At 66.6% G+C, this 18340-nt stretch carries 16 protein-coding genes; 6 read left to right on the forward strand and 10 right to left on the reverse strand.

The genetic code is table 11. The annotated features are described in order from the left end of the window. Positions 1–3: 3 nt before the first annotated feature. Positions 4–882 (reverse strand): branched-chain amino acid aminotransferase, encoded by an 879-nt coding sequence (locus tag ACW18C_RS12930; protein WP_492071279.1) that lies wholly within the window; start codon positions 880–882, stop codon positions 4–6. A gap of 88 nt (positions 883–970) precedes the next feature. Between ACW18C_RS12930 and ACW18C_RS12935 the strand changes: the two genes are divergently transcribed. The 3 genes from ACW18C_RS12935 to ACW18C_RS12945 all read left to right on the forward strand — a co-directional run bounded on the left by ACW18C_RS12935 (position 971) and on the right by ACW18C_RS12945 (position 3687). Then, on the forward strand, positions 971–1702 hold the full coding sequence (locus ACW18C_RS12935; RefSeq protein WP_369733943.1) for a response regulator: 732 nt from the start codon (positions 971–973) through the stop codon (positions 1700–1702). Positions 1703–1718: 16 nt separating this feature from the next. Beyond that, positions 1719–3086 (forward strand): ATP-binding protein, encoded by a 1368-nt coding sequence (locus tag ACW18C_RS12940; protein WP_008264280.1) that lies wholly within the window; start codon positions 1719–1721, stop codon positions 3084–3086. A gap of 124 nt (positions 3087–3210) precedes the next feature. Continuing rightward, the gene (locus ACW18C_RS12945; RefSeq protein WP_492071281.1) at positions 3211–3687 is read left to right on the forward strand and encodes a hypothetical protein; all 477 of its coding nucleotides are present in this window, start codon (positions 3211–3213) and stop codon (positions 3685–3687) included. A gap of 48 nt (positions 3688–3735) precedes the next feature. Here ACW18C_RS12945 and ACW18C_RS12950 read toward each other — a convergent pair whose 3' ends face one another. The 3 genes from ACW18C_RS12950 to ACW18C_RS12960 form a co-directional block, all read right to left on the reverse strand. After that, a complete protein-coding gene (locus tag ACW18C_RS12950; RefSeq protein ID WP_492071283.1) occupies positions 3736–4542 on the reverse strand; it encodes a pyrroline-5-carboxylate reductase family protein in 807 nt (268 codons plus the stop codon). Continuing rightward, on the reverse strand, positions 4542–5045 hold the full coding sequence (locus ACW18C_RS12955) for a type III secretion system chaperone family protein (protein WP_008260608.1): 504 nt from the start codon (positions 5043–5045) through the stop codon (positions 4542–4544). The genes ACW18C_RS12950 and ACW18C_RS12955 overlap by 1 nt, the downstream gene beginning before the upstream one ends. Before the next feature lie 76 nt (positions 5046–5121). Further along, complete coding sequence (locus ACW18C_RS12960; protein ID WP_492071286.1) at positions 5122–5421, reverse strand: accessory factor UbiK family protein; 300 nt, start codon at positions 5419–5421, stop codon at positions 5122–5124. A 175-nt stretch (positions 5422–5596) separates the two neighbouring features. On the opposite strand from ACW18C_RS12960, the gene lgt reads away from it, so the two are divergent. From lgt to pgeF, 3 genes are read left to right on the forward strand one after another with little or no spacing between them, the layout of a single operon-like run. Next, a complete protein-coding gene (lgt, locus tag ACW18C_RS12965; RefSeq protein ID WP_492071288.1) occupies positions 5597–6466 on the forward strand; it encodes a prolipoprotein diacylglyceryl transferase in 870 nt (289 codons plus the stop codon). Next, positions 6463–7548, forward strand: a complete 1086-nt coding sequence (locus ACW18C_RS12970; protein ID WP_492071289.1) for a class I SAM-dependent methyltransferase — start codon at positions 6463–6465, stop codon at positions 7546–7548. Before lgt ends, ACW18C_RS12970 begins: the two co-directional genes overlap by 4 nt. Next, the gene (pgeF, locus tag ACW18C_RS12975) at positions 7545–8315 is read left to right on the forward strand and encodes a peptidoglycan editing factor PgeF (protein ID WP_492071291.1); all 771 of its coding nucleotides are present in this window, start codon (positions 7545–7547) and stop codon (positions 8313–8315) included. The genes ACW18C_RS12970 and pgeF overlap by 4 nt, the downstream gene beginning before the upstream one ends. Before the next feature lie 192 nt (positions 8316–8507). Here the strand turns inward: pgeF and lpxC are convergent, their stop codons facing one another. From lpxC to ACW18C_RS13005, 6 genes are all read right to left on the reverse strand, one after another. Beyond that, a complete protein-coding gene (gene lpxC, locus ACW18C_RS12980; RefSeq protein WP_292150274.1) occupies positions 8508–9407 on the reverse strand; it encodes a UDP-3-O-acyl-N-acetylglucosamine deacetylase in 900 nt (299 codons plus the stop codon). 189 nt (positions 9408–9596) lie between these two features. Next, complete coding sequence (gene ftsZ / locus ACW18C_RS12985) at positions 9597–11192, reverse strand: cell division protein FtsZ (RefSeq protein ID WP_492071294.1); 1596 nt, start codon at positions 11190–11192, stop codon at positions 9597–9599. Positions 11193–11429: 237 nt separating this feature from the next. Next, entirely contained in the window at positions 11430–14831 is a 3402-nt protein-coding gene (locus tag ACW18C_RS12990) for a TonB-dependent receptor plug domain-containing protein (RefSeq protein ID WP_492071296.1), read from the reverse strand. Positions 14832–15106: 275 nt separating this feature from the next. Next, the gene (ftsA, locus tag ACW18C_RS12995; protein ID WP_492074031.1) at positions 15107–16399 is read right to left on the reverse strand and encodes a cell division protein FtsA; all 1293 of its coding nucleotides are present in this window, start codon (positions 16397–16399) and stop codon (positions 15107–15109) included. Positions 16400–16458: 59 nt separating this feature from the next. Beyond that, positions 16459–17343: a cell division protein FtsQ/DivIB gene (locus ACW18C_RS13000; RefSeq protein ID WP_040349724.1), complete on the reverse strand. Its 885-nt coding sequence runs from the start codon at positions 17341–17343 to the stop codon at positions 16459–16461. After that, positions 17331–18272 (reverse strand): D-alanine--D-alanine ligase, encoded by a 942-nt coding sequence (locus tag ACW18C_RS13005; protein WP_492071298.1) that lies wholly within the window; start codon positions 18270–18272, stop codon positions 17331–17333. Before ACW18C_RS13005 ends, ACW18C_RS13000 begins: the two co-directional genes overlap by 13 nt. Positions 18273–18340: the final 68 nt, after the last annotated feature.

Raw genomic sequence — 18340 nt, forward strand, 5'->3', positions numbered from 1 at the left:
GCCTTAGGCTTGGCGACGCACCAGCCGGCCGTAGGTCTCCATCAGGTCCAGCGACAGGGCGCCCGGCGTGAAGCGATAGTCGCCCACCTCGGCCACCGGCGTCACCTCGACGGCGGTGCCGGTCAGGAAGCACTCCGAGAAGTCCGACAGTTCTTCCGGCAGGATGTCGCGCACCACGACCTCGATCCCCTTGGACTTGGCGATCTCGATCACCGTCTGACGGGTGATGCCGTCCAGGATGTGCTCGACCTTGGGCGTGTGCAGCACGCCGTCCTTGACGAAGAAGACATTGGCGCCGGTCGCTTCGGCCACATAGCCGCGCCAGTCCAGCATCAGGGCGTCGGCGAAGCCGTTCCGCTCAGCCGTGTTCTTCGACATGGTGCAGATCATGTACAGGCCGGCCGCCTTGGCGGTCGTCGGCGCCGTCGCCGGATCCGGGCGGCGCCACTTGGACCATTCCAGCTTCAGGCCGCGCGCCTTGACCTCAGGGTCGAAATAGCTGGGCCAGTCCCAGACGGCGACCGCCAGGTGAACCTTGTTGTTCAGGGCCGAAACGCTGGTCTGTTCCGGGCCCAGATAGGCGACCGGGCGCACATAACAGTCGGTCAGACCGTTTTTGGCGCAGGTTTCGTTACAGATGGCGTCGATTTCAGCGACGCTGTAAGGTATCTCGAAATCGAGCAGGTTCGCGGACCGCTTCAGGCGCTCCGAATGCGGCGTCAGCTTGAAGATTTCGCCGCCGTACATACGCTCACCCTCGAATACCGACGAGCCATAGTGGAGGGCATGGGTCAGAATATGCGTCTTCGTTTCCCGCCAGGGCACGAAATCGCCGTCAAACCAGATCCATCCATCACGATCGTCGAAAGGAACGAAGGCCATTGAAACACGTCTCCTGCAGAAGTCTGTCTGTTAGAGCTCCCCGAATCGCTCAGGTCAACGGCCGGGATCGGGAGAATCGCGGATGAGCATGGCCGAAACGCGCGCATATGGCCGCTCGGGTCCCATCGCCGGGCCGGGCGTGGGTCGCCATCTGCTGATCGTCGACGACGACGACCGCATCCGCGAACTGCTGAAGGAGTATCTGTCGCGCGAGGGTTACCGTGTCACCGGCGCCGCCCACGCGGCGGCGGCCAAGCGGATGATGGAGCTGATCGAGTTCGACCTGGTCGTGCTGGATGTCATGATGCCGGGCGAAAGCGGCCTGGACCTGACCTCCTGGGTTCGCGCCAAGGCCGAGACCTCGAAGACGCCGGTCCTGCTGCTGACGGCGCGCGGCGATCCCGAGGATCGGATCGAGGGGCTGTCGCGGGGCGCCGACGACTATATGTCCAAGCCGTTCGAACCGCGCGAACTCGTGCTGCGGATCGAGGCCATCCTGCGCCGCACGGGCGGCAAGCCCATCGGCCCGCGCGAGATCAAGCTGGGCACGGCCGTGTTCGACATGGAGCGGCTGGAGCTGATCCGCGACGGCGCGCCCCAACGCCTGACCGAGGCCGAGGCCCAGTTGCTGAAGACCCTGGCGCTTCACGCCCACGCCCCGGTCGAACGCATGAGCCTGTCGCCCGACACGGCCGACATCACCGGCCGCGCCGTCGATGTTCAGGTCACCCGCCTGCGGCGCAAGCTGGAAGCCGACCCCAAGAACCCGCGCTATCTCCAGACCGTGCGCGGCGTCGGCTATATGCTCGCGCCCGACTGAGGCGGCGACGAACATCATGCGGCTGCTGCCCGCCTATCTGTGGCCGCGCTTTCTGAAGCGGCGCCTGCCGACCTCGCTGTGGGGGCGGTCGCTGCTGATCATCGTCCTGCCGGTGCTGGTCATGCAGGTGGTGGTGACCTGGATCTTCTTCGACGCCCACTGGCAGACCGTGACGGCGCGCCTGTCCGAGGGCCTGGCCGGCGATATCGCCTGGGCCGTCGAGAGCTATGAGGACGACCCCAGCCAACGCAATCTGGAGCGACTGGCCGATCGGGCCGAGCGGTCCATGTCCCTGTCGATCGCGCTGCAGGAGGGCCGGACCCTGCCGACGGAACAGAGGCGCGGCCCCATCGGGGTGGTGGACCGCGTGCTGGACAAGGCGCTGGCGGCCCGACTGGACCGCCCCTACTGGTTCGACACCACCCGCTACCCCGCCTATGTCGACATCCAGGTGCAGGAGCCGCAGGGCGTGCTGCGCATCATCGCCCCGCGCGAACGCGCCGTGGCCACCCAGGCCCATATCTTCGTGCTGTGGCTGACCATCGCCACCGTCCTGCTGATGGGGGTGGCGATCCTGTTCATCCGCAATCAGGTCCGCGCCATCGAACGCCTGGCCGACGCCGCCGAGGCCTTCGGCCGGGGCGAGACCGTGCCCCGGTTCAAGCCGCACGGCGCCCGCGAGGTTCGCGCCGCCGCCGTGGCCTTCCTGGCCATGCGCGACCGGATCCAGCGCCACATCGACCAGCGCACCGCCCTGCTCGCCTCGGTCAGCCACGACCTGCGCACCCCCCTGACCCGGCTCCGGCTGGAACTGGCCCTGGCCCCGCCGTTCAAGCGTCAGGCCGCCATGCGCGGCGACCTGGACGAGATGGAGCATATGATCGACGAATATCTGGACTTCGCCCGCGGCGAGGCCGGCGAACCGCCCCAACCCGTGTCGATCCTCGACCTGCTGAAGGCGGCGGGCGAAGACGCCAGGCGCGCCGGGGCCGAGGTCGAACTGTCGGTCGCCCAGGGCCTGACCGCCTCGCTTCGCCCGCTCGCCTTCAAGCGCGCCCTGGTCAACCTGGCCGGAAACGCCGCCTCTCACGGCGAGCATGTGCGCCTGTCGGCGCGGTCGCTGGCCTCGGGCGGGCTGGAGATCGCCGTCGAGGACGACGGCCCCGGCATTCCCGAAGATCTGTATGACGAGGCCTTCCGTCCCTTCTCCCGTCTGGACGAGTCCCGCAACCAGAACCGCAAGGGCGTCGGCCTGGGCCTGGCCATCGCCCGCGACGTGGCGCGCGGCCACGGCGGCGACGTCACCCTGGAGCGCAGCGACCTGGGCGGGCTGAAGGCGATCATCCGCGTGCCGGGCCAGGCGACCGTCGTTCCCGCCGCCTGACGGCGTATTTTTTGAACCAGGGCGCTGAAACGGGCGGTCGGAGCGAGATTTGGATGTCCGGCGTCTAGCGGAACCGTGCAGGAAGGATCATCTTCATGCCGACAGGGCATGGAGACAAAACACGATGCGTAAACTCGCCTTCTTCGCCCCTTTGGCCGCGGCGCTCGCCGTCGCCGCCATGGCCCAGGCGCAAACCCCCACGGTCAACGTCACCGTCGGCCCCGAACTGCAACGTCAGATCGAGAAGCTCGGCGAACGTGAAGTCAACGAACAGATCGACGAATTGAAGGCTGAAGTCGGTCAGGCGCTGGAGCACCGCTATCCGGGAGCCACCGCCAATCTGGTCCTGGTCGACCTGAAGCCGAACCGCCCCACCTTCGAACAGATCCGCCAGACGCCGGGCCTGGACCCGATCCGCAGCGTGTCCATCGGCGGCGCGGCGATCAAGGGCGAGATCGTCACCGCCGACGGCCAGTCCCGGCCGGTGGACTTCTCCTACTTCTCGCCGAACATCCGCGACGTCTGGGGCTACGGCGTCTGGCGCGACGCGGACCGCGCCTTCGGACGTCTGGGCGACCAGATCGAACAGGGCCGATTCTGATCCCGCAGGCCTCTCTCCCGTTTCGCGACGGGAGAGAGGCGTCGGGTTTCAGCCCATCTCGCGGTTTCGCCGCACGGCCGCCGCGACCGTCTCGTCCAGCATCCGCGTTAGGCGGCCGTCCTTCGCCAGGGCGTCCAGCCCGGCGCGGGTCGAGCCGCCCGGCGAGGCGATACGGCCGATCAGGGCCTCCAGATCATCGTCGCCCATCGAATCCGCCGCCGACCGCAGGGTGGCTCGCGCCAGGACGTCGGCGGTCGCCGCGTCCAGGCCGCTGGCCTGACCCGCTCGGGCCAGGGCTTCGGTAAAGGCGTAGAAATAGGCCGCGCCCGATCCGGCCACCGCCGTGGCCGCATCCATCAGGGCCTCGTCCGCCAGAACGACCGTCTCGGCCATCGGCTCGAACAAGGCCCGTCCCAGGGCCTGGGCGCGATCATCCGCCGACCAGATCGAGGCCACGCCGCGCCCGCGCGACACCCCGGTCGTCGGCATCACGCGCACGATGGGCCAGCCGCCGATCCCCTCGGCCAGGGTGGGCGCCGTCACCCCTGCCATGACCGACAGGATCACGGCCTGATCGTTCAGGAAGGGCGTCAGGGGCGTCACCACCTCGCGCCAGATCGCCGGCTTGACCGACAGCACGATCACACCCGCCCCGGTCAGGGCCTCCAGCGGCGGATTGATCCGCGCGCCCTGGGCCCGCGCCGCCTCGGCGGCGGGTTTTTCCGACGGACTGAGAATGATCAGATCGGCCGGCGCGACCGTCTCCGTCAGCAGCCAGCCTTCCAGAATGGCCGAGCCCAGCCGGCCGCAGCCGACCAGGACGACAGGTCCCCCGGACCGGACGGACCCCGCCATCAGGCGTTGCCGACGGTCTCGAACAGGCAGGCGTCGATGGCCTCCTGCGGTTTCTTGTTCCCGCGCACCATGAAGTCGAACGCGGGGTAATAGCGATCCGCCGCCTCAATGGCCGCATCGATCATCGAGGCCGCCTGGGCCAGGGTCGGGCGCTCGCCCATCGGCAGGGCCAGCGAATGACGGAAGACGATCTCCCCGTCCTCGGCCCAGACCTCGAAATGCCCCATCCAGGTGCGTTGGTTGATCAGGCCGACCAGTTCATAGGCGGCCGTCTTGCGGCTCTTGGCCACACGCAGATCCAGGGCGCAGCACAGCTGAAGACAATCGCCCTCAGGCCGCCAGGCGAACCACAGCTCGTAATCCTTCCAGTCCCCCGCCAGGGCGAAGGCCAGGTCGCCGTCGTCGGTGCGGTCGAACGGGAGGTTCTCGGCCGTGAGGACATGCTCGACGACCTCAAGCGGGTCGAAGGGCGTGTCCATTTCCTCGGGCCGGGCGATGTCCATCAAGTCTCTCGATTCGCGCTGCGTCCGCGAGAATCGCGGCCGTTAACAGAGTGGTAAGCCTGTTCGCGGATTCGGCTCAACCGGCTGCGTCCCCGGGTTGAGTTCCATCTGTGGACGTTCCCGCCGCTGGCTTGCTCGACGCCTTGGCCGCCGGCTTCTTCGCCGCCTTCAGTTCGGCGATCTCGGCCCGCAAGGCGGCGATCTCATCCTTCAGCACGTCGAACTCGTCGCGGCGGACCAGATCCATCTCGGCGGCGATCCGGTCGGCCTGGGCGCGCCAGGCGGTCTTGGCTTCCTCGCCGGCGGCCTGGGCCAAGCCCATGGCGCCGGTGGTCAGTTTGGCGAACTCGTCCAGGATGGGATTGCGGGTCTGCATGGCGGTCTCCGACTTCAACGTCGTTAACGAAGCTTCACCGACTATGGTGAATGAAACCTTTCTTTCTGCTGCTTCGCGGACGCCATCAAGGCGTCGTGATCTTTCTTCACAGGCGACGCAGCCGGCGACGCTTGCTAAACCGCCCTTCTGAGACAGGCTTGCACAGGAACGCCCCTTGCCCTTTCCCGAATTCGATCCGGTCCTGATCCATCTCGGACCGCTTCCGATCCGCTGGTACGCCCTGGCCTATGTCGCCGGCATCGTCCTGGGCTGGTGGTACGCCGCCCGTCTGGTCAAGACCGAACGCCTGTGGGCGCCGGGCAAGCCGCCGATCAACACCACCCAGCTGGACGACCTGGTCCTGTGGATCGTGCTGGGCATCATCCTGGGCGGCCGCCTGGGCTACGCCCTGTTCTACAAGCCGATCATGTACGCCCAGCTGTTCACCGGCCAGACCCTGGGCGAGCGGTTCGAGCTGTTCCAGCTCTGGACCGGCGGCATGAGCTTCCACGGCGGATTCCTGGGCGTCTGCCTGGCCATCTTCCTCTACGCCCGCGCCCAGAAGATCGACATGCTGCGCCTCGGCGACGTCATCGCCCCGGTCGTGCCCATAGGCCTGATGTTCGGCCGCCTGGCCAACTTCATCAACGGCGAGCTGTGGGGTCGCGAGACGACCGTTCCCTGGGCCGTCCGCTTCTGCAACGCCCGTATCCAGCAGATGTACGGCTTCTGCCCCGCCGGCGACGCGCCTCGCCACCCCAGCCAGCTCTATGAGGCGGGACTGGAGGGGATCGTCCTGCTTTCCATCCTGTCGCTGGGCATCTGGAAGTTCGATCTGCTGAAGAAGCCGGGCTATATCACCGGCCTGTTCCTGGTCGGCTACGGCGTCTGCCGCGCCGCGCTGGAGAATGTGCGCGAGCCCGACTTCGGCATGCCCGACTTCCCCCTGGGCCTGACCATGGGGATGATGCTGTCCATCCCGATGATCCTGGTCGGCGGCTGGTTGATCTGGCGCGCCTGGGACCGGCCGCCCGTCCAGGCATGAGCGACGCCGAAACCCTGAAAACCCGTCTGGCGCGCGAGATCGCCCTGACGGGGCCGATGACGGTCGCCGACTATGTCACCCGCTGCCTGCATGATCCCAGGGGCGGCTATTACGCCTCGTGCCCTGCTCTGGGGGAAGGCGGCGACTTCATCACCGCGCCCCTGGTCAGCCAGATGTTCGGCGAACTGATCGGCCTGTGGGCGGTCGAGACCTGGAACCGCCTGGGCGCGCCCGAACGGTTCCGGCTGGTCGAAGTCGGCCCTGGCGACGGAACCCTGATGAGCGACGCGCTGCGCGCCGCCCGCCTGGTTCCCGGCTTCCTAGAGGCCTGCGACCTGATCCTGATCGAGCCCAGCGCGCCTTTGCGCGATCTCCAGGCCAAGGCCCTGGCCGGCGCCGACCTGTCGCCGCGCTGGGTGCGCGACCTGACGCGGATCGAGACCGACGCCCCCGTCATCCTGATCGCCAACGAGGTTCTGGACTGCCTGCCCGCGCGCCAGTTTGTCCGCACTGACGGCGGCTGGGCCGAGCGCCGCATCGGCGTCACCGACGACAACGACCTGATCTTCGGCCTGACCGCGATTTCGGGCGGGTTCGAAAAACCCGGCTTCGACATCGCGCCCGGCGAGGTGTTCGAGATTTCGGAACAACAGGCGATCTTCGGCCGCGACCTGGCCGGGCTGATGAAGGCCGCCTCGGGCGCCGCCCTGCTCATCGATTACGGCCGCGCCCGACCCGAGGCCGGCGACACCCTCCAGGCCCTGCGCCGCCACCATAAGGTCGATCCGCTGGACAGCCCCGGCGAGGCCGACCTGACCCAGTGGGCCGACTTCCCGCGCGTGCTCGAGGCGGCGGTCCGCGCCGGCGCCGACGTCACCGGCTGCCTGCCCCAGGGCGAGTTCCTGAGACGGCTGGGGATCGAAGCCCGCGCTGAACGGTTGAAGGCGGGACGGCCCGACGCCGCCCCCGTGATCGACCGCCAACTGCACCGCCTGACCGCCGAGGACCAGATGGGAAGCCTGTTCAAGGCCGCCGCGATCTTCTCCCCCCGCGCGCTGATCGTGCCGGGGTGGGACCTGTGAGCGACCTGGCCCCCATCACCCATCCGCTGCTGACGGCCGCCGGCTTCGACCACGGCTTCTTCACCCGCGCCGGCGGCGTCTCGACCGGCCTCTATGAAGGCCTGAACGCCGGCGTCGGCTCGAACGACGACCCCGCCGCCGTGGCCGAGAACCGCCGTCGCGTCGCCGCCCATTTCGGCGCCGACGTCGATCATCTGAACGGCTGCTACCAGATCCATTCCGCCGTCGCCCGCGTCGCCGATGGCCCCTGGCAGGGCGACCGGCCCGAGGGCGACGCCGTCGTCACCGCCGAACCCGACCTGTTGTGCTCGGTCCTGACCGCCGACTGCGCGCCGATTCTGCTGGCCGATCCCGAGACGCGGATCGTCGCCGCCGTCCACGCCGGCTGGAAGGGCGCCCTGGGCGGCGTGGTCCATTCCGCTGTCGCGGCCATGCAGGCCCTGGGCGCCGATCCCCGTCACATCCGCGCCGTCGTCGGCCCCTGCATCGCCCCCGCCAGCTATGAGGTCGGCCTCGACTTCCAGGACCGTTTCGCCCACCACGACCCGGGCAGCGAGCGCTTCTTCTTTCCGGGCGAGACCGACGACAAACGCCGGTTCGACCTGCCCGGCTTCGTCCTGTGGCGCCTGCAACAGGCCGGCGTCGGCCAGGCAGTCTGGACCGGCCACGACACGTGCACCGACGCGGCGCGCTTCTACTCCAACCGCCGGGCGTTTCAGCAAGGCGAACCGGACTTCGGCCGATTGATCAGCGTGATCGGGGTTTAGGCGCGCGCACGATAATTCTTCCTCCCCGTCCGGGGAGGGGCGTCGCGCAGCGACGGGGTGGGAGCGGCCCGGCAGGGACGCACTATTTCCGAAAAGATAAATCAGTGGACCGGCGCCCTGCCCGTCCCACCCGGCTTCGGCTGCGCCTTCGCCCCCCTCCCCCGCTGGGGGAGGGAAAGGCTGATGCGCTTGTCAGCCCGCCTGCGCCATCTCGGGCACGCGTGTGACCTCGCGCCACGCATGGGGCGCAGCCAGCAGCGCACGGACCAGCTTGTTGTTGACCGCGTGCCCGGCCTTGTAGCCCTCGTAACGGCCCAGCAGGGGCGCGCCCAGGACATACAGGTCGCCGATGGCGTCCAGCGCCTTGTGCCGCACGAACTCGCGTTCCATCCGCAGGCCGCCGGGGTTCAGGATGTCGTCGCCGTCGATGACCACGGCGTTCTCCAGCGAGCCGCCGCGGGCCAGGCCCGCCTGACGCAGGGCCTCGACCTCATGGGCGAAGCCGAAGGTGCGGCAGGCCATGATTTCCTTGCGGAAGGTCGGCTCGTCCACGACGAAATCGATGATCTGGTTGCCGATCACCGCCGACGGGAAGTCGATCTCGAACCGCATTTCATAGCGGTCGCACGGCAACAGGGCCGCGTGCTTGTCGCCTTCGGTGACGTGAACCGTCTCCAGGATCTCGATATAGCGCTGCGGCTGCGCCTGGGGACGGAAGCCCGCCCGGTCCAGCAACTGCACGAACTCCAGCGCCGACCCGTCCAGGATCGGCAGTTCCGGCCCATCCACCTCGACCACGGCGTTCGAAACGCCCAGAGCGCAGAAAGCCGCCATCAGGTGTTCGATGGTCGACAGCCGCACGCCGGCGGCGTTCTCGATCATGGTGTTCAGGCGGGCGTCGACAACGGCCTCGCCCGAGACGGGGATGCGGTTGTCGCGGTCGGTCACGTCGGTGCGCACGAAGACGATCCCCGCCCCCGCGGGCGCAGGACGAACCGCCAGCCGCACCCGGCGGCCGGTGTGCACCCCGACGCCGGCGATGATGGCCGGCGCGATGATGGTGCGCTCGTGATGGTCGTTTCTGACCGACAAACTCAAACTCGCTTCAATCTGATTGGGTCCCGCCTCTAAGTGCGGATTACGCCCCTCGAGTGATCTAGCCCTGCCCCCGCAAGTGCGAAATGAAAGTCGGGTTTCGGATTGTTTCGTTATGGGACCGTCGCAATTGAAAACGCCCCGAAGCCAGTGGCTTCGGGGCGCGGCTTTCAGAATTTCAGTCGGTCAGTTTGCGAGACGGCGGAGAAAAGAAGGAATCTCCAGGTCGTCGTCCGCATGGCCCGTCTCGGGCTCGGCCTGGGCCTGCGGCTGGGCCGCCGACCGCATCTGCGAGGTCGGACGGGGGCTGTAGGTCGGCTCGGGCTGCGGCTGGGCGCGCTTGCCGCGACCGAACAGGCTCCAGCCGCTGCGGCGGTGGTCACGGTCGTCATAGTCATCAACGGCCGGCTCGGGCGAACGGGCGGCGTACAGGTCGCCCTGGGGCTCGGGCGCGCGGCTCGACTGCGCGGCCGGCGCGCGGGTGGTTTCGTACTCCTCGACCCACGGATCGACGATCGGGTCCAGGGCGCGCGAGGTCGGTTCCGCGACGCGGATCACCGGCTCGGGCCGGGGCTCCGGCGCGGGAGGGGATTGAAAGCTGGGGACGACGGGGGCCGCCTCGATCCGGGGCTCAGGACGCGGTTCCGGCGCGCGTTCAGCGCGGACCGGCTCACGGTAGGGTTCGCGGGCGGGCTCGGGGGCACGCGAAGCCTGGGTTCCGTACAGGCCGCCGGCGGAACGGCGCGCGCCGTGATCCGCCAGGGGCGCGGTCTGGGAGGGCGCGGCCGGGGCCGAGGGTTCGGCGCGTTGCACACCGCTCTCGTCCATGCCGGTGGCGACCACCGAGACGCGGATCTTGCCGTCCAGCGCCGGATCGAAGGCGGCGCCGAAGATGATGTTGGCGTCGCCGTCCACCTCGGCCGAAATGGCGTTGGCGGCCTCGTCGACTTCCAGCAGGGTCATGTCCAGACCGCCGGTGATGTTCACCAACACAGCCTTGGCGCCCTTCAGCGAGGTCTCGTCCAGCAGCGGGTTGGCGATGGCGTTCTGGGCGGCCAGCAGGGCGCGGTCGTCGCCGGAGGCCTCGCCGGTGCCCATCATCGCCTTGCCCATTTCGGACATGACGGCGCGGACGTCGGCGAAGTCGAGGTTGATCAGGCCCGGCAGGATCATCAGGTCGGTGATCGAGCGCACGCCCGAGTGCAGCACCTGGTCGGCCATGCCGAAGGCGTCGGCGAAGGTGGTGCGTTCGTTGGCGACGCGGAACAGGTTCTGGTTCGGAATGACGATCAGGGTGTCGACATAGCGTTGCAGCTCGGCGACGCCGGCATCGGCCAGGCGCATCCGGTGACGGCCCTCGAAGGTGAAGGGCTTGGTCACGACGCCGACGGTCAGAATGCCGCGATCACGCGCGCATTTGGCGATCACAGGCGCCGCGCCCGTGCCGGTGCCGCCACCCATGCCACAGGTGATGAACACCATGTGCGCGCCTTCGAGGTGCTGATGGATCTCGTCGGCGGATTCCTCGGCGGCGTTCATGCCGACTTCGGGGTGTGCGCCGGCGCCCAGGCCCTGGGTGATGGTCTCGCCCAACTGGATGCGGCGATCCGTCTTGGCGAAGCTGAGGTGCTGCGCATCGGTGTTGGCCACGACGAACTCGACCCCTTCAAGGCCGGCGTCGATCATGTTGTTCACGGCGTTGCCGCCGGCGCCGCCGACGCCGAACACGACGATACGGGGCTTCAGTTCAGTGTGTTGCGGCTTGACCAATGAGAGCGACATTTCTTTTCCGACCTTCCGACCCTGACCCCTTCAAACCGATGCGACCGCCCCGCCGAATCACATTGGTTATGAGCGTGTTAAGGATTGCACCCATGAGGGTTAAGAGAAGGTTACGGCGATAATGTGAGTCGGACTCAAGAGAAGCACAAACTGCGAGCTTGGCTGCAGATTTCTTCCATCCAAAGAAAAAGGGCGGCCCTTACGGACCGCCCTTTTCCCAAGGCTCCTCGTCAGAACTTACCAGGGACGGAAGTTCAGGCCGATGAAGTAACGACGACCGTAGGGATCGAAGTTGCTGTAGAGGGTCGTGCCGAGCCACGGCGCCTGCTCCGCGTCGAAGGCGTTCACCACGCCTGCGCGCACCGTCACATCGTCGCGCACGTTCCACAGCACGGTGAAGTCGTTCCGGACGAAGTTTCCGGTCGACAGGTAGTCATCCGAGCGGCTGTCCGCATTGTTGATGAAGTCGCGCGGGAACACGATGTTCTGCGACGACTGCCAGTCAGCGGTCCAGTTGACGCTCCACGTGTCGTTCGGCGTGTAGGTGAGAGACGAGGCGAAACGAACGCGAGGATACGACCCGCCCACTGCAGCGCGGCTGGCGTACTCGACGAAGTTTGCCGGATTGGTCGAGTCCAGGAACTCCTGCTGTTCAATCAACCAAGTGCCCGCGATGGAATAGTCCAGGCGGCCCCAGTTACGGCCGAGCATCTCATCGAAATCGAAGCGGTAGCGTGCGTCGAAGTCCAGTCCCCGGGTCGTGAGAGCGGCGTAGTTGATCGAGCCCTGAATGAAGCCGCCGAACTGATCGCCCAAGGGCGCGCCGATCTTGAAGGCCTGCGAACGTTCCTGAACCGTCGTCGGATTGGCGACCGCCGCAACATTGCGGAAGATCGTACCGCACGCCGAAGCGTTCAGCCCTGAACCGTTGACGCAGTTGTTCACAGCGGTTTGAGCCGAGACAGCCGAGATGACTTGGTCGATTTCAATCTCGAAATAGTCCAGGGCAAGCGTGAAGTTCGGCACGAAGCGGGGTTGGTACACGATCGAGAAGGTGAAGGAGTTGGACTCCTCGGGCTGCAGGAATGGATTGCCGCCCGACACACCAGCCGTGCCACCACCGCTATAATCCGGCGTGTAATCATCTTCAGGAGTGGCGGTCGCGCTGGCGAAGTCGTAGCTCAACCCCTTGGCCTGGGCCAAGGCCGTGCAGTTGGCGATCCGGTTGGCCTTGTTCTCAGCCGTATAAGTGGCCGTGAAGGGGCCGTTGATCACAGACGTCGCGCAAGGGTCCGTAAAGTTGATGAACGTCTGACCCAGCGGTTTGAAGTTTTCCTCCAAGTCGGGAACACGAGCCGACTTGTTGTAGCTGGCTTTGAACGTGACGTCCTTAACCGGACGATAGACCAGGTTGACGCCGTACACATCCAGGTTTCCGACCGTGGTGTAATCGGCGTAGCGATACGAGCCGCTCAGTTCCGCATATTCACCCAGGAAAGAATCGCGGATCAGCGGCAGCGACAATTCGCCAAACACTTCATCGCTCTTATATTCCGCACCGGGTTGGTTGGGACTGGTGTTCAGGAACAGCAGGCGCCCGGCGGTATCGCCGTCACGACCGATGCCGCTCGTGAACTCGCGACGATGTTCGTAACCCAGCGACACGCCGATGGACCCGGCGCCCCAGAAGTCCCAGAGTTGGCCCGAGACAGTCGCCAGCCCCTGTTCTTGTTCGTTGATTTCACGCACCGAAACCGAAGCGCCGATATAGTCCAGCGCCTCTGCACTCTGGTTGCCCTTGCCGAAGACATTCAGAGGCTTACAGTCGTTGATCGAAGCCTGACCATAGGCGGTGTCGCGAAGATCGTTACCGGTGATGGCCTGATCCATGATGCCGGCGGTGACCAGATTGCCGTCCTCGTCATAGGCGGTCCGCGGCGTGCCTTGCGCTTGAAGCAGTTGGGCACGGCAGACGATCTGACCCGCGCGGCCCGACACTATGCCTGCCGTGTCGACCACAGCGTCGGCGGCCAGATTGAAGCGCAGGATGTCGAGACCGGCTTCCACGTTGACGTTGTCAAGCTTGCCGTAGGTGTAGCCGATGTCGAAATCAACGTTCTTGACGAAGGACACCTTGTCGAAAGAACCGCGAACGCCGGCGACATACCGCTGGATCTCACGGGTGTTGTCCTGGGTGCGTTGAGGACCAAACATCGAATGGCGCGCAAACTGGCGCAGCGTCATCGTTGTCGGGACACCCGGATTGTCTCGCGTCGGCGCCGAGTAGTTCTGGACCATATTGGTCCGAATGGCGTCCTTAACATTCTGCGGCAGGAAGGCGTTGTCGTCCCAGCGCAGATCGAACTGCGATGCGGTCTGTATGGTGTTGGTTTCGTTAGCGGCGTACGAATTGACCAGATTGATATCGAAGAACGACGGCTGTGAAACGTCGAACGTGTCTTCCTTGACGTATTTTGCTTCGGCATAGGCCGAGATATTGGAGGTGATCGCGAACTTGGCGCCGGTTTGGAAGCGAGCGGACTGCGAACGCGGTTGAGACGACTCGGTCGAGAACAGCGCGGGGTTCTCGCCGTCGCCGCCGATGTTCAGCGGGCGGTTCACACCAACATTGCCGATACGCTGGCCAAAGTTGGCCAGGCGAGCGGTGCCGCCGTCATACCAGAAGGTCTTGCCCGGGTTCACGCCATAGCAGTTGGAGCTGGTGTAGGTTGAGCAAGGCGAGTTCGGGATCAACGGGTTGCTCAGCGGGGTCCCGCCTTGACCGTTGGCCAAAGTCGTCTGCCCCCACCGAGGACGGTCAATTCGCGTCAAGCCCGTGAACAGTTGAGTGTCCGTCACGCCGTCATAGACAGGACCGTTCGCAGCGTTCGTCGGGTCGGAGTCAACCGAAACCAGAGTAGGCGCACGGCGCAGCCAACGCAGGTCGAGAGGCTTGACCTCTTCGATGTCTTCATATTCGCCATGAATGTAAACATTCAGGCGATCGTCAAAGAAGTTCTGACCCAGCAGAGCCGAGATGCGCTGGTTGGTCTTGCCGTCCGAGTTGATCTGACCATAGTTGGCGTCGATTTCCAGGCCTTCGAAATCGTCGCGCGTGATGAAGTTGACGACGCCCGACACGGCGTCTGCGCCGTACACAGACGAGGCGCCGCCCGTCACGATCTCGATGCTCTGGATAAGCAGACGCGGGATGGTGTCAACGTCGACCGACAAGGTCCCCGCGCTGGAACCCACGTGACGACGGCCATTCACCAGCGTCAGCGTGCGGTTCGAGCCCAGAGCGCGCAGGTTGGCAAAGGAAAGTCCGCCGTCATTCAGGCCGCTACCGGTCGTATCCGACGGGATCTGCGAGCTGGACAGGGCGGGAATGTTGGCAAGATAGTTGATGACCGACGTCTGGCCAGTGTTCAAAAGCTGCTCTTGCGAGACCGTGATGATCGGCGTGGGCGACGTCGTCGGATCGCGGCGGATCCGAGAACCGGTCACCATGATTTCTTCAACCGTATCCGCTTCCGTCGCCTGGTCGGACGATTGCGCTTGAGCAAACGCCGGCGCCGTCGCGGCGATAACGCCAGCGAGCACGGTCGTGCCGAACAAGTATTTGCGCTTCAAATTCATTTTGGCTTGGCCCCCAACTAAATTCCAAAACAGGAACGAGTCGAAGAAACCCGCCTGCCGTAACTTCGGTCTAGCCGAATGTGACGAGAGGGCAACCATTGTGACGCAAATCAGGCTGACACACGTCAATTGTGTTACGATCAGGACACACCCAAAGTCATGTGCTCCAAATCGCAGCCGAACAACACGCACTTACTCAATGTCGAATACGCAGCATTTCTTGCTGAGTGGCGCCACGAATAGAGCAAGATATGGCTACGTTTGACCGCACAAAGTCAAAGATTATCCCGCAGCCACCCAGCCACGCGCCCCACCACATTCCCGCGATGGATTTTCGGCGCGTCCGCCGCCGTGATCTGCCGCGCCATAAGCTTCCTGGCCGACACGGCTTCGCGCGGGCCGTAGGCGGCGCGCAGCAAGACTCCGGCGGTGGCGCAGAAGGCCGGACCGGAGGCGGCGTCGGCCAAATGGGGCGCGCGCTGGGGCTTGCCCAGGCGGACGGGGCGGTCGAACACCCGCACAGCCAGTTCACGCACCCCGTTCAGTTGGCTGGCGCCGCCGGTCAGGACCAGGCCCGCGCCGGGCTCCAGGCCCACGCCGGCGTTCTTCAGCCGGTCGCGCAGCAGTTCCAGCGTCTCTTCCACGCGCGGGGCGATGACCGTCTTCAGCATGGCGCGCGGGACGATGACCGGGCCGGCCGAGGCGTCCTCGCCGCGCGGCGGAGCCTCCAGCATCTCGCGGTCCTCGTTGGCGCTGGCCATGGCCGAGCCGTGCAGGGTCTTCAGCCGTTCGGCGCCGGCCTTGGACGTCGACAGGCCGCGCGCGATGTCCGAGGTGACATGGTCGCCGCCGACGTTCAGGCTTTCGATGTGCAGCAGGGACCGGCCGCCCCAGACGGCGGCGCTGGTCGAGCCGCCGCCCATGTCGATGCAGACGGCGCCCAGGTCCATCTCGTCCTCTTCCAGCGCAGCCAGGGACGAGACGACGGGCGCGGCGGCCACGCCCTGCAGGTCCAGGTGCGCCAGCTCGAGGCAGTGGCTCAGGGTGGTGAAGACGTTCTCGGCCATGGAGACGACCAGCAGATCGAGCCCCAGCGAGCCGCCGCGCATCGAACGCGGATCATGCACGCCGCGCGCGCCGTCCACCGACCAGGTGATCGGCAGGACGTGGATCGGGCGGCGGTTGGGCAGGCGGATCTGGGCCAGGGCCATGCCGATGGCGCGCGCCAGGTCGGCGTCTCCCACCGGATTGGCGCCCAGGGACACCCGCGCCTGGACCCGGTGGCTGGCCATCTGGCCGATGGCGGTGGTGACGACGACGCCGGAGACCGGGCTCTGGGCCGCGCGTTCGGCCCGTTCGACGGCGTGGCCGATGGCCTGGGCGGCCTCGTCCATGTTGATGATGGCGCCGCCCTTCACGCCCTTGGACTGGACATGGCTGGCGCCGGCGACGCGGATGGTGCGGTCGGCGTGACGCACGCCGTCCGGCTTCATGATGAAGCACGAGACCTTGGACTGGCCGATGTCCAGCGCAGCGATCACGGGGGCGCGGCCGGCGCGGGGGTCCATGCCCCGGCCCTGGTCATTCGCCGATCCGCGCTGCTTGCCCGCCATGTCTTACTGGTCCTTCAAGCGTCGGCGGCGGGTCGCACGGCGACCTCGTCCGGCGTTCTGAGATCGACCCGGGCGAAGCCCAGGTCGAGCAGGCGTTCGCGCTGATCCAGCGCATCGAGACGGATCAGGGCCGCCTCCTGTTCGACGGCGGGCAGCTGGATCAGGCTGCCGTCCTTCAGGCGCAGGTCCCAACGGCGTTCGTCCACCCGCACCAGGGCGTCCACCCGGCTCATCAGGCGCGGGCGCTGGGCCAGCAGGGGCAGGACCTCGCCGGCGGCCAGGTCGGCGCCCTTGCCCACGACGAGGGGCAGGGTCGGATAGCGGCGCGCGTCGGCGCCCTGGATCACCTGGCCCTGGGCGTCGATGACCTTGATCTGGCCGGCGTCCTGCCAGACGGCCAGACGATCGTGTTCCTTGATCTCGACGATCAGGGTGTCGGGCAACAGGCGCACCACGCGCGCCTCGCGCACCCAGCCGACGCCCTGCACGCGTTCGCGGATGGCGTTCAGGTCCAAGCTTGTGATCGGCTGGCCCGAATACAGGCCCAGCGCCTGCTGGATCGCCGGCTCGGCCTCGGCCGAGGCGCCGGTGATATGAACCCGCTTCAGCGTCAGCCCCATGCCCGCCGTCACCCCGTCGATCCCGTGGGAAACCGACTGGCCGATCCGTTCGGCGCGGGCGCCGGTGGCCAGAACCCCGATCACCAGCAGGGCGCTGGCGCCCAGGGCGATCATGACGGTGCGGGGTGAAACATCGATACGGCCGATGGCGGCCATCTTGCCGGGGATGGCGGACGCGGGCTTGGGCGCGCCGCCGCGTGGCCGCCCGCCCTTCTTGGAGGCGACGCCACGCGAGGAACCCGAACTCTGTCGCCGACCGCCGCGAACTACCGCGGGCATGAGGCGTCCTCCACCATCCACCGAACCAGGTCTTCGTAGCTCATTCCGGTATGGGCGGCCTGCTCGGGAGCGAGCGAGGTCGGCGTCATGCCCGGCTGAGTGTTGACCTCCAACAGAACCAGATCGTCCTTAACATCGTCATAACGGAAGTCGCTTCTGGACACGCCTCGGCAACCCATGGCGACGTGCGCCGCCTCCGCCTGACGCAGGGCCGCCTCGAACACGGCGGGCGGCAGGACGGCGGGCAGGACATGGACGGAGCCGCCCGGCGCGTACTTGGCTTCGTAATCGTAGAAGCCCTTGGTCGGGGTGATGTCGGTCACGGTCAGGGCCCGCGGCCCGTCCGCATAGCCGATCACGGCGACGGCCAGCTCCTTGCCGGCGATATAGGGCTCGACCATCACCTGTTCGCCATAGCCCCAGCTGGGCTCGCCCACCTCGGCGACCGGCCGATTGGCGCCCTCGGTCACCAGATAGACGCCGACGGACGAGCCTTCGGCGTTGGGCTTGACCACATAGGGGGGCTCGATCACGTGGCGCGCCGCCACCTCATGCCGGTCGTACAAGCCGCCGCCGGGCACCTTGACGCCCGCCGCCTTCAGCACGGCCTTGGACCTGTTCTTGTCCATGGCCAGGGCCGAGGCCAGGACGCCGGAATGGGTATAGGGAATCCGCAGGGTCTCCAGCACGCCCTGGACGCAGCCGTCCTCGCCCCAGGCCCCATGCAGGCAGTTCAGCACCACGTCCGGCTTGATCAGACCCGACAACACATTGGCCAGGTCGCGACCCGCGTCCACCCGGCTGACGCGCACGCCCTGCCGCTCCAGCGCCTGAGCGCACTGCTCGCCGGAGGTCAGGGACACCTCCCGCTCGGCGGAAAGACCGCCCATCAGGACGGCGACATGAAGGTCTTTGAAAGCGCGGGTCATGGGCTCTCCGATTGCGGCCGACTTGTTTAACAGGCCGTCAACCTTATCGCCCGCGCGGCGTGAAAAAT

The sequence above is a fragment of the Brevundimonas sp. FV1ye7S genome (genome assembly GCF_058680995.1).

What these genes read in the sequence shown, in the direction of transcription:
- ACW18C_RS12930 (WP_492071279.1), bottom strand. Translation starts at nt 882, where the DNA reads ATGGCCTTCGTTCCTTTCGACGATCGTGATGGATGGATCTGGTTTGAC.
- ACW18C_RS12935 (WP_369733943.1), top strand. Translation starts at nt 971, where the DNA reads ATGGCCGAAACGCGCGCATATGGCCGCTCGGGTCCCATCGCCGGGCCG.
- ACW18C_RS12940 (WP_008264280.1), top strand. Translation starts at nt 1,719, where the DNA reads ATGCGGCTGCTGCCCGCCTATCTGTGGCCGCGCTTTCTGAAGCGGCGC.
- ACW18C_RS12945 (WP_492071281.1), top strand. Translation starts at nt 3,211, where the DNA reads ATGCGTAAACTCGCCTTCTTCGCCCCTTTGGCCGCGGCGCTCGCCGTC.
- ACW18C_RS12950 (WP_492071283.1), bottom strand. Translation starts at nt 4,542, where the DNA reads ATGGCGGGGTCCGTCCGGTCCGGGGGACCTGTCGTCCTGGTCGGCTGC.
- ACW18C_RS12955 (WP_008260608.1), bottom strand. Translation starts at nt 5,045, where the DNA reads ATGGACATCGCCCGGCCCGAGGAAATGGACACGCCCTTCGACCCGCTT.
- ACW18C_RS12960 (WP_492071286.1), bottom strand. Translation starts at nt 5,421, where the DNA reads ATGCAGACCCGCAATCCCATCCTGGACGAGTTCGCCAAACTGACCACC.
- ACW18C_RS12970 (WP_492071289.1), top strand. Translation starts at nt 6,463, where the DNA reads ATGAGCGACGCCGAAACCCTGAAAACCCGTCTGGCGCGCGAGATCGCC.
- ftsZ (WP_492071294.1), bottom strand. Translation starts at nt 11,192, where the DNA reads ATGTCGCTCTCATTGGTCAAGCCGCAACACACTGAACTGAAGCCCCGT.
- ACW18C_RS12990 (WP_492071296.1), bottom strand. Translation starts at nt 14,831, where the DNA reads ATGAATTTGAAGCGCAAATACTTGTTCGGCACGACCGTGCTCGCTGGC.
- ftsA (WP_492074031.1), bottom strand. Translation starts at nt 16,399, where the DNA reads ATGGACCCCCGCGCCGGCCGCGCCCCCGTGATCGCTGCGCTGGACATC.
- ACW18C_RS13000 (WP_040349724.1), bottom strand. Translation starts at nt 17,343, where the DNA reads ATGCCCGCGGTAGTTCGCGGCGGTCGGCGACAGAGTTCGGGTTCCTCG.
- ACW18C_RS13005 (WP_492071298.1), bottom strand. Translation starts at nt 18,272, where the DNA reads ATGACCCGCGCTTTCAAAGACCTTCATGTCGCCGTCCTGATGGGCGGT.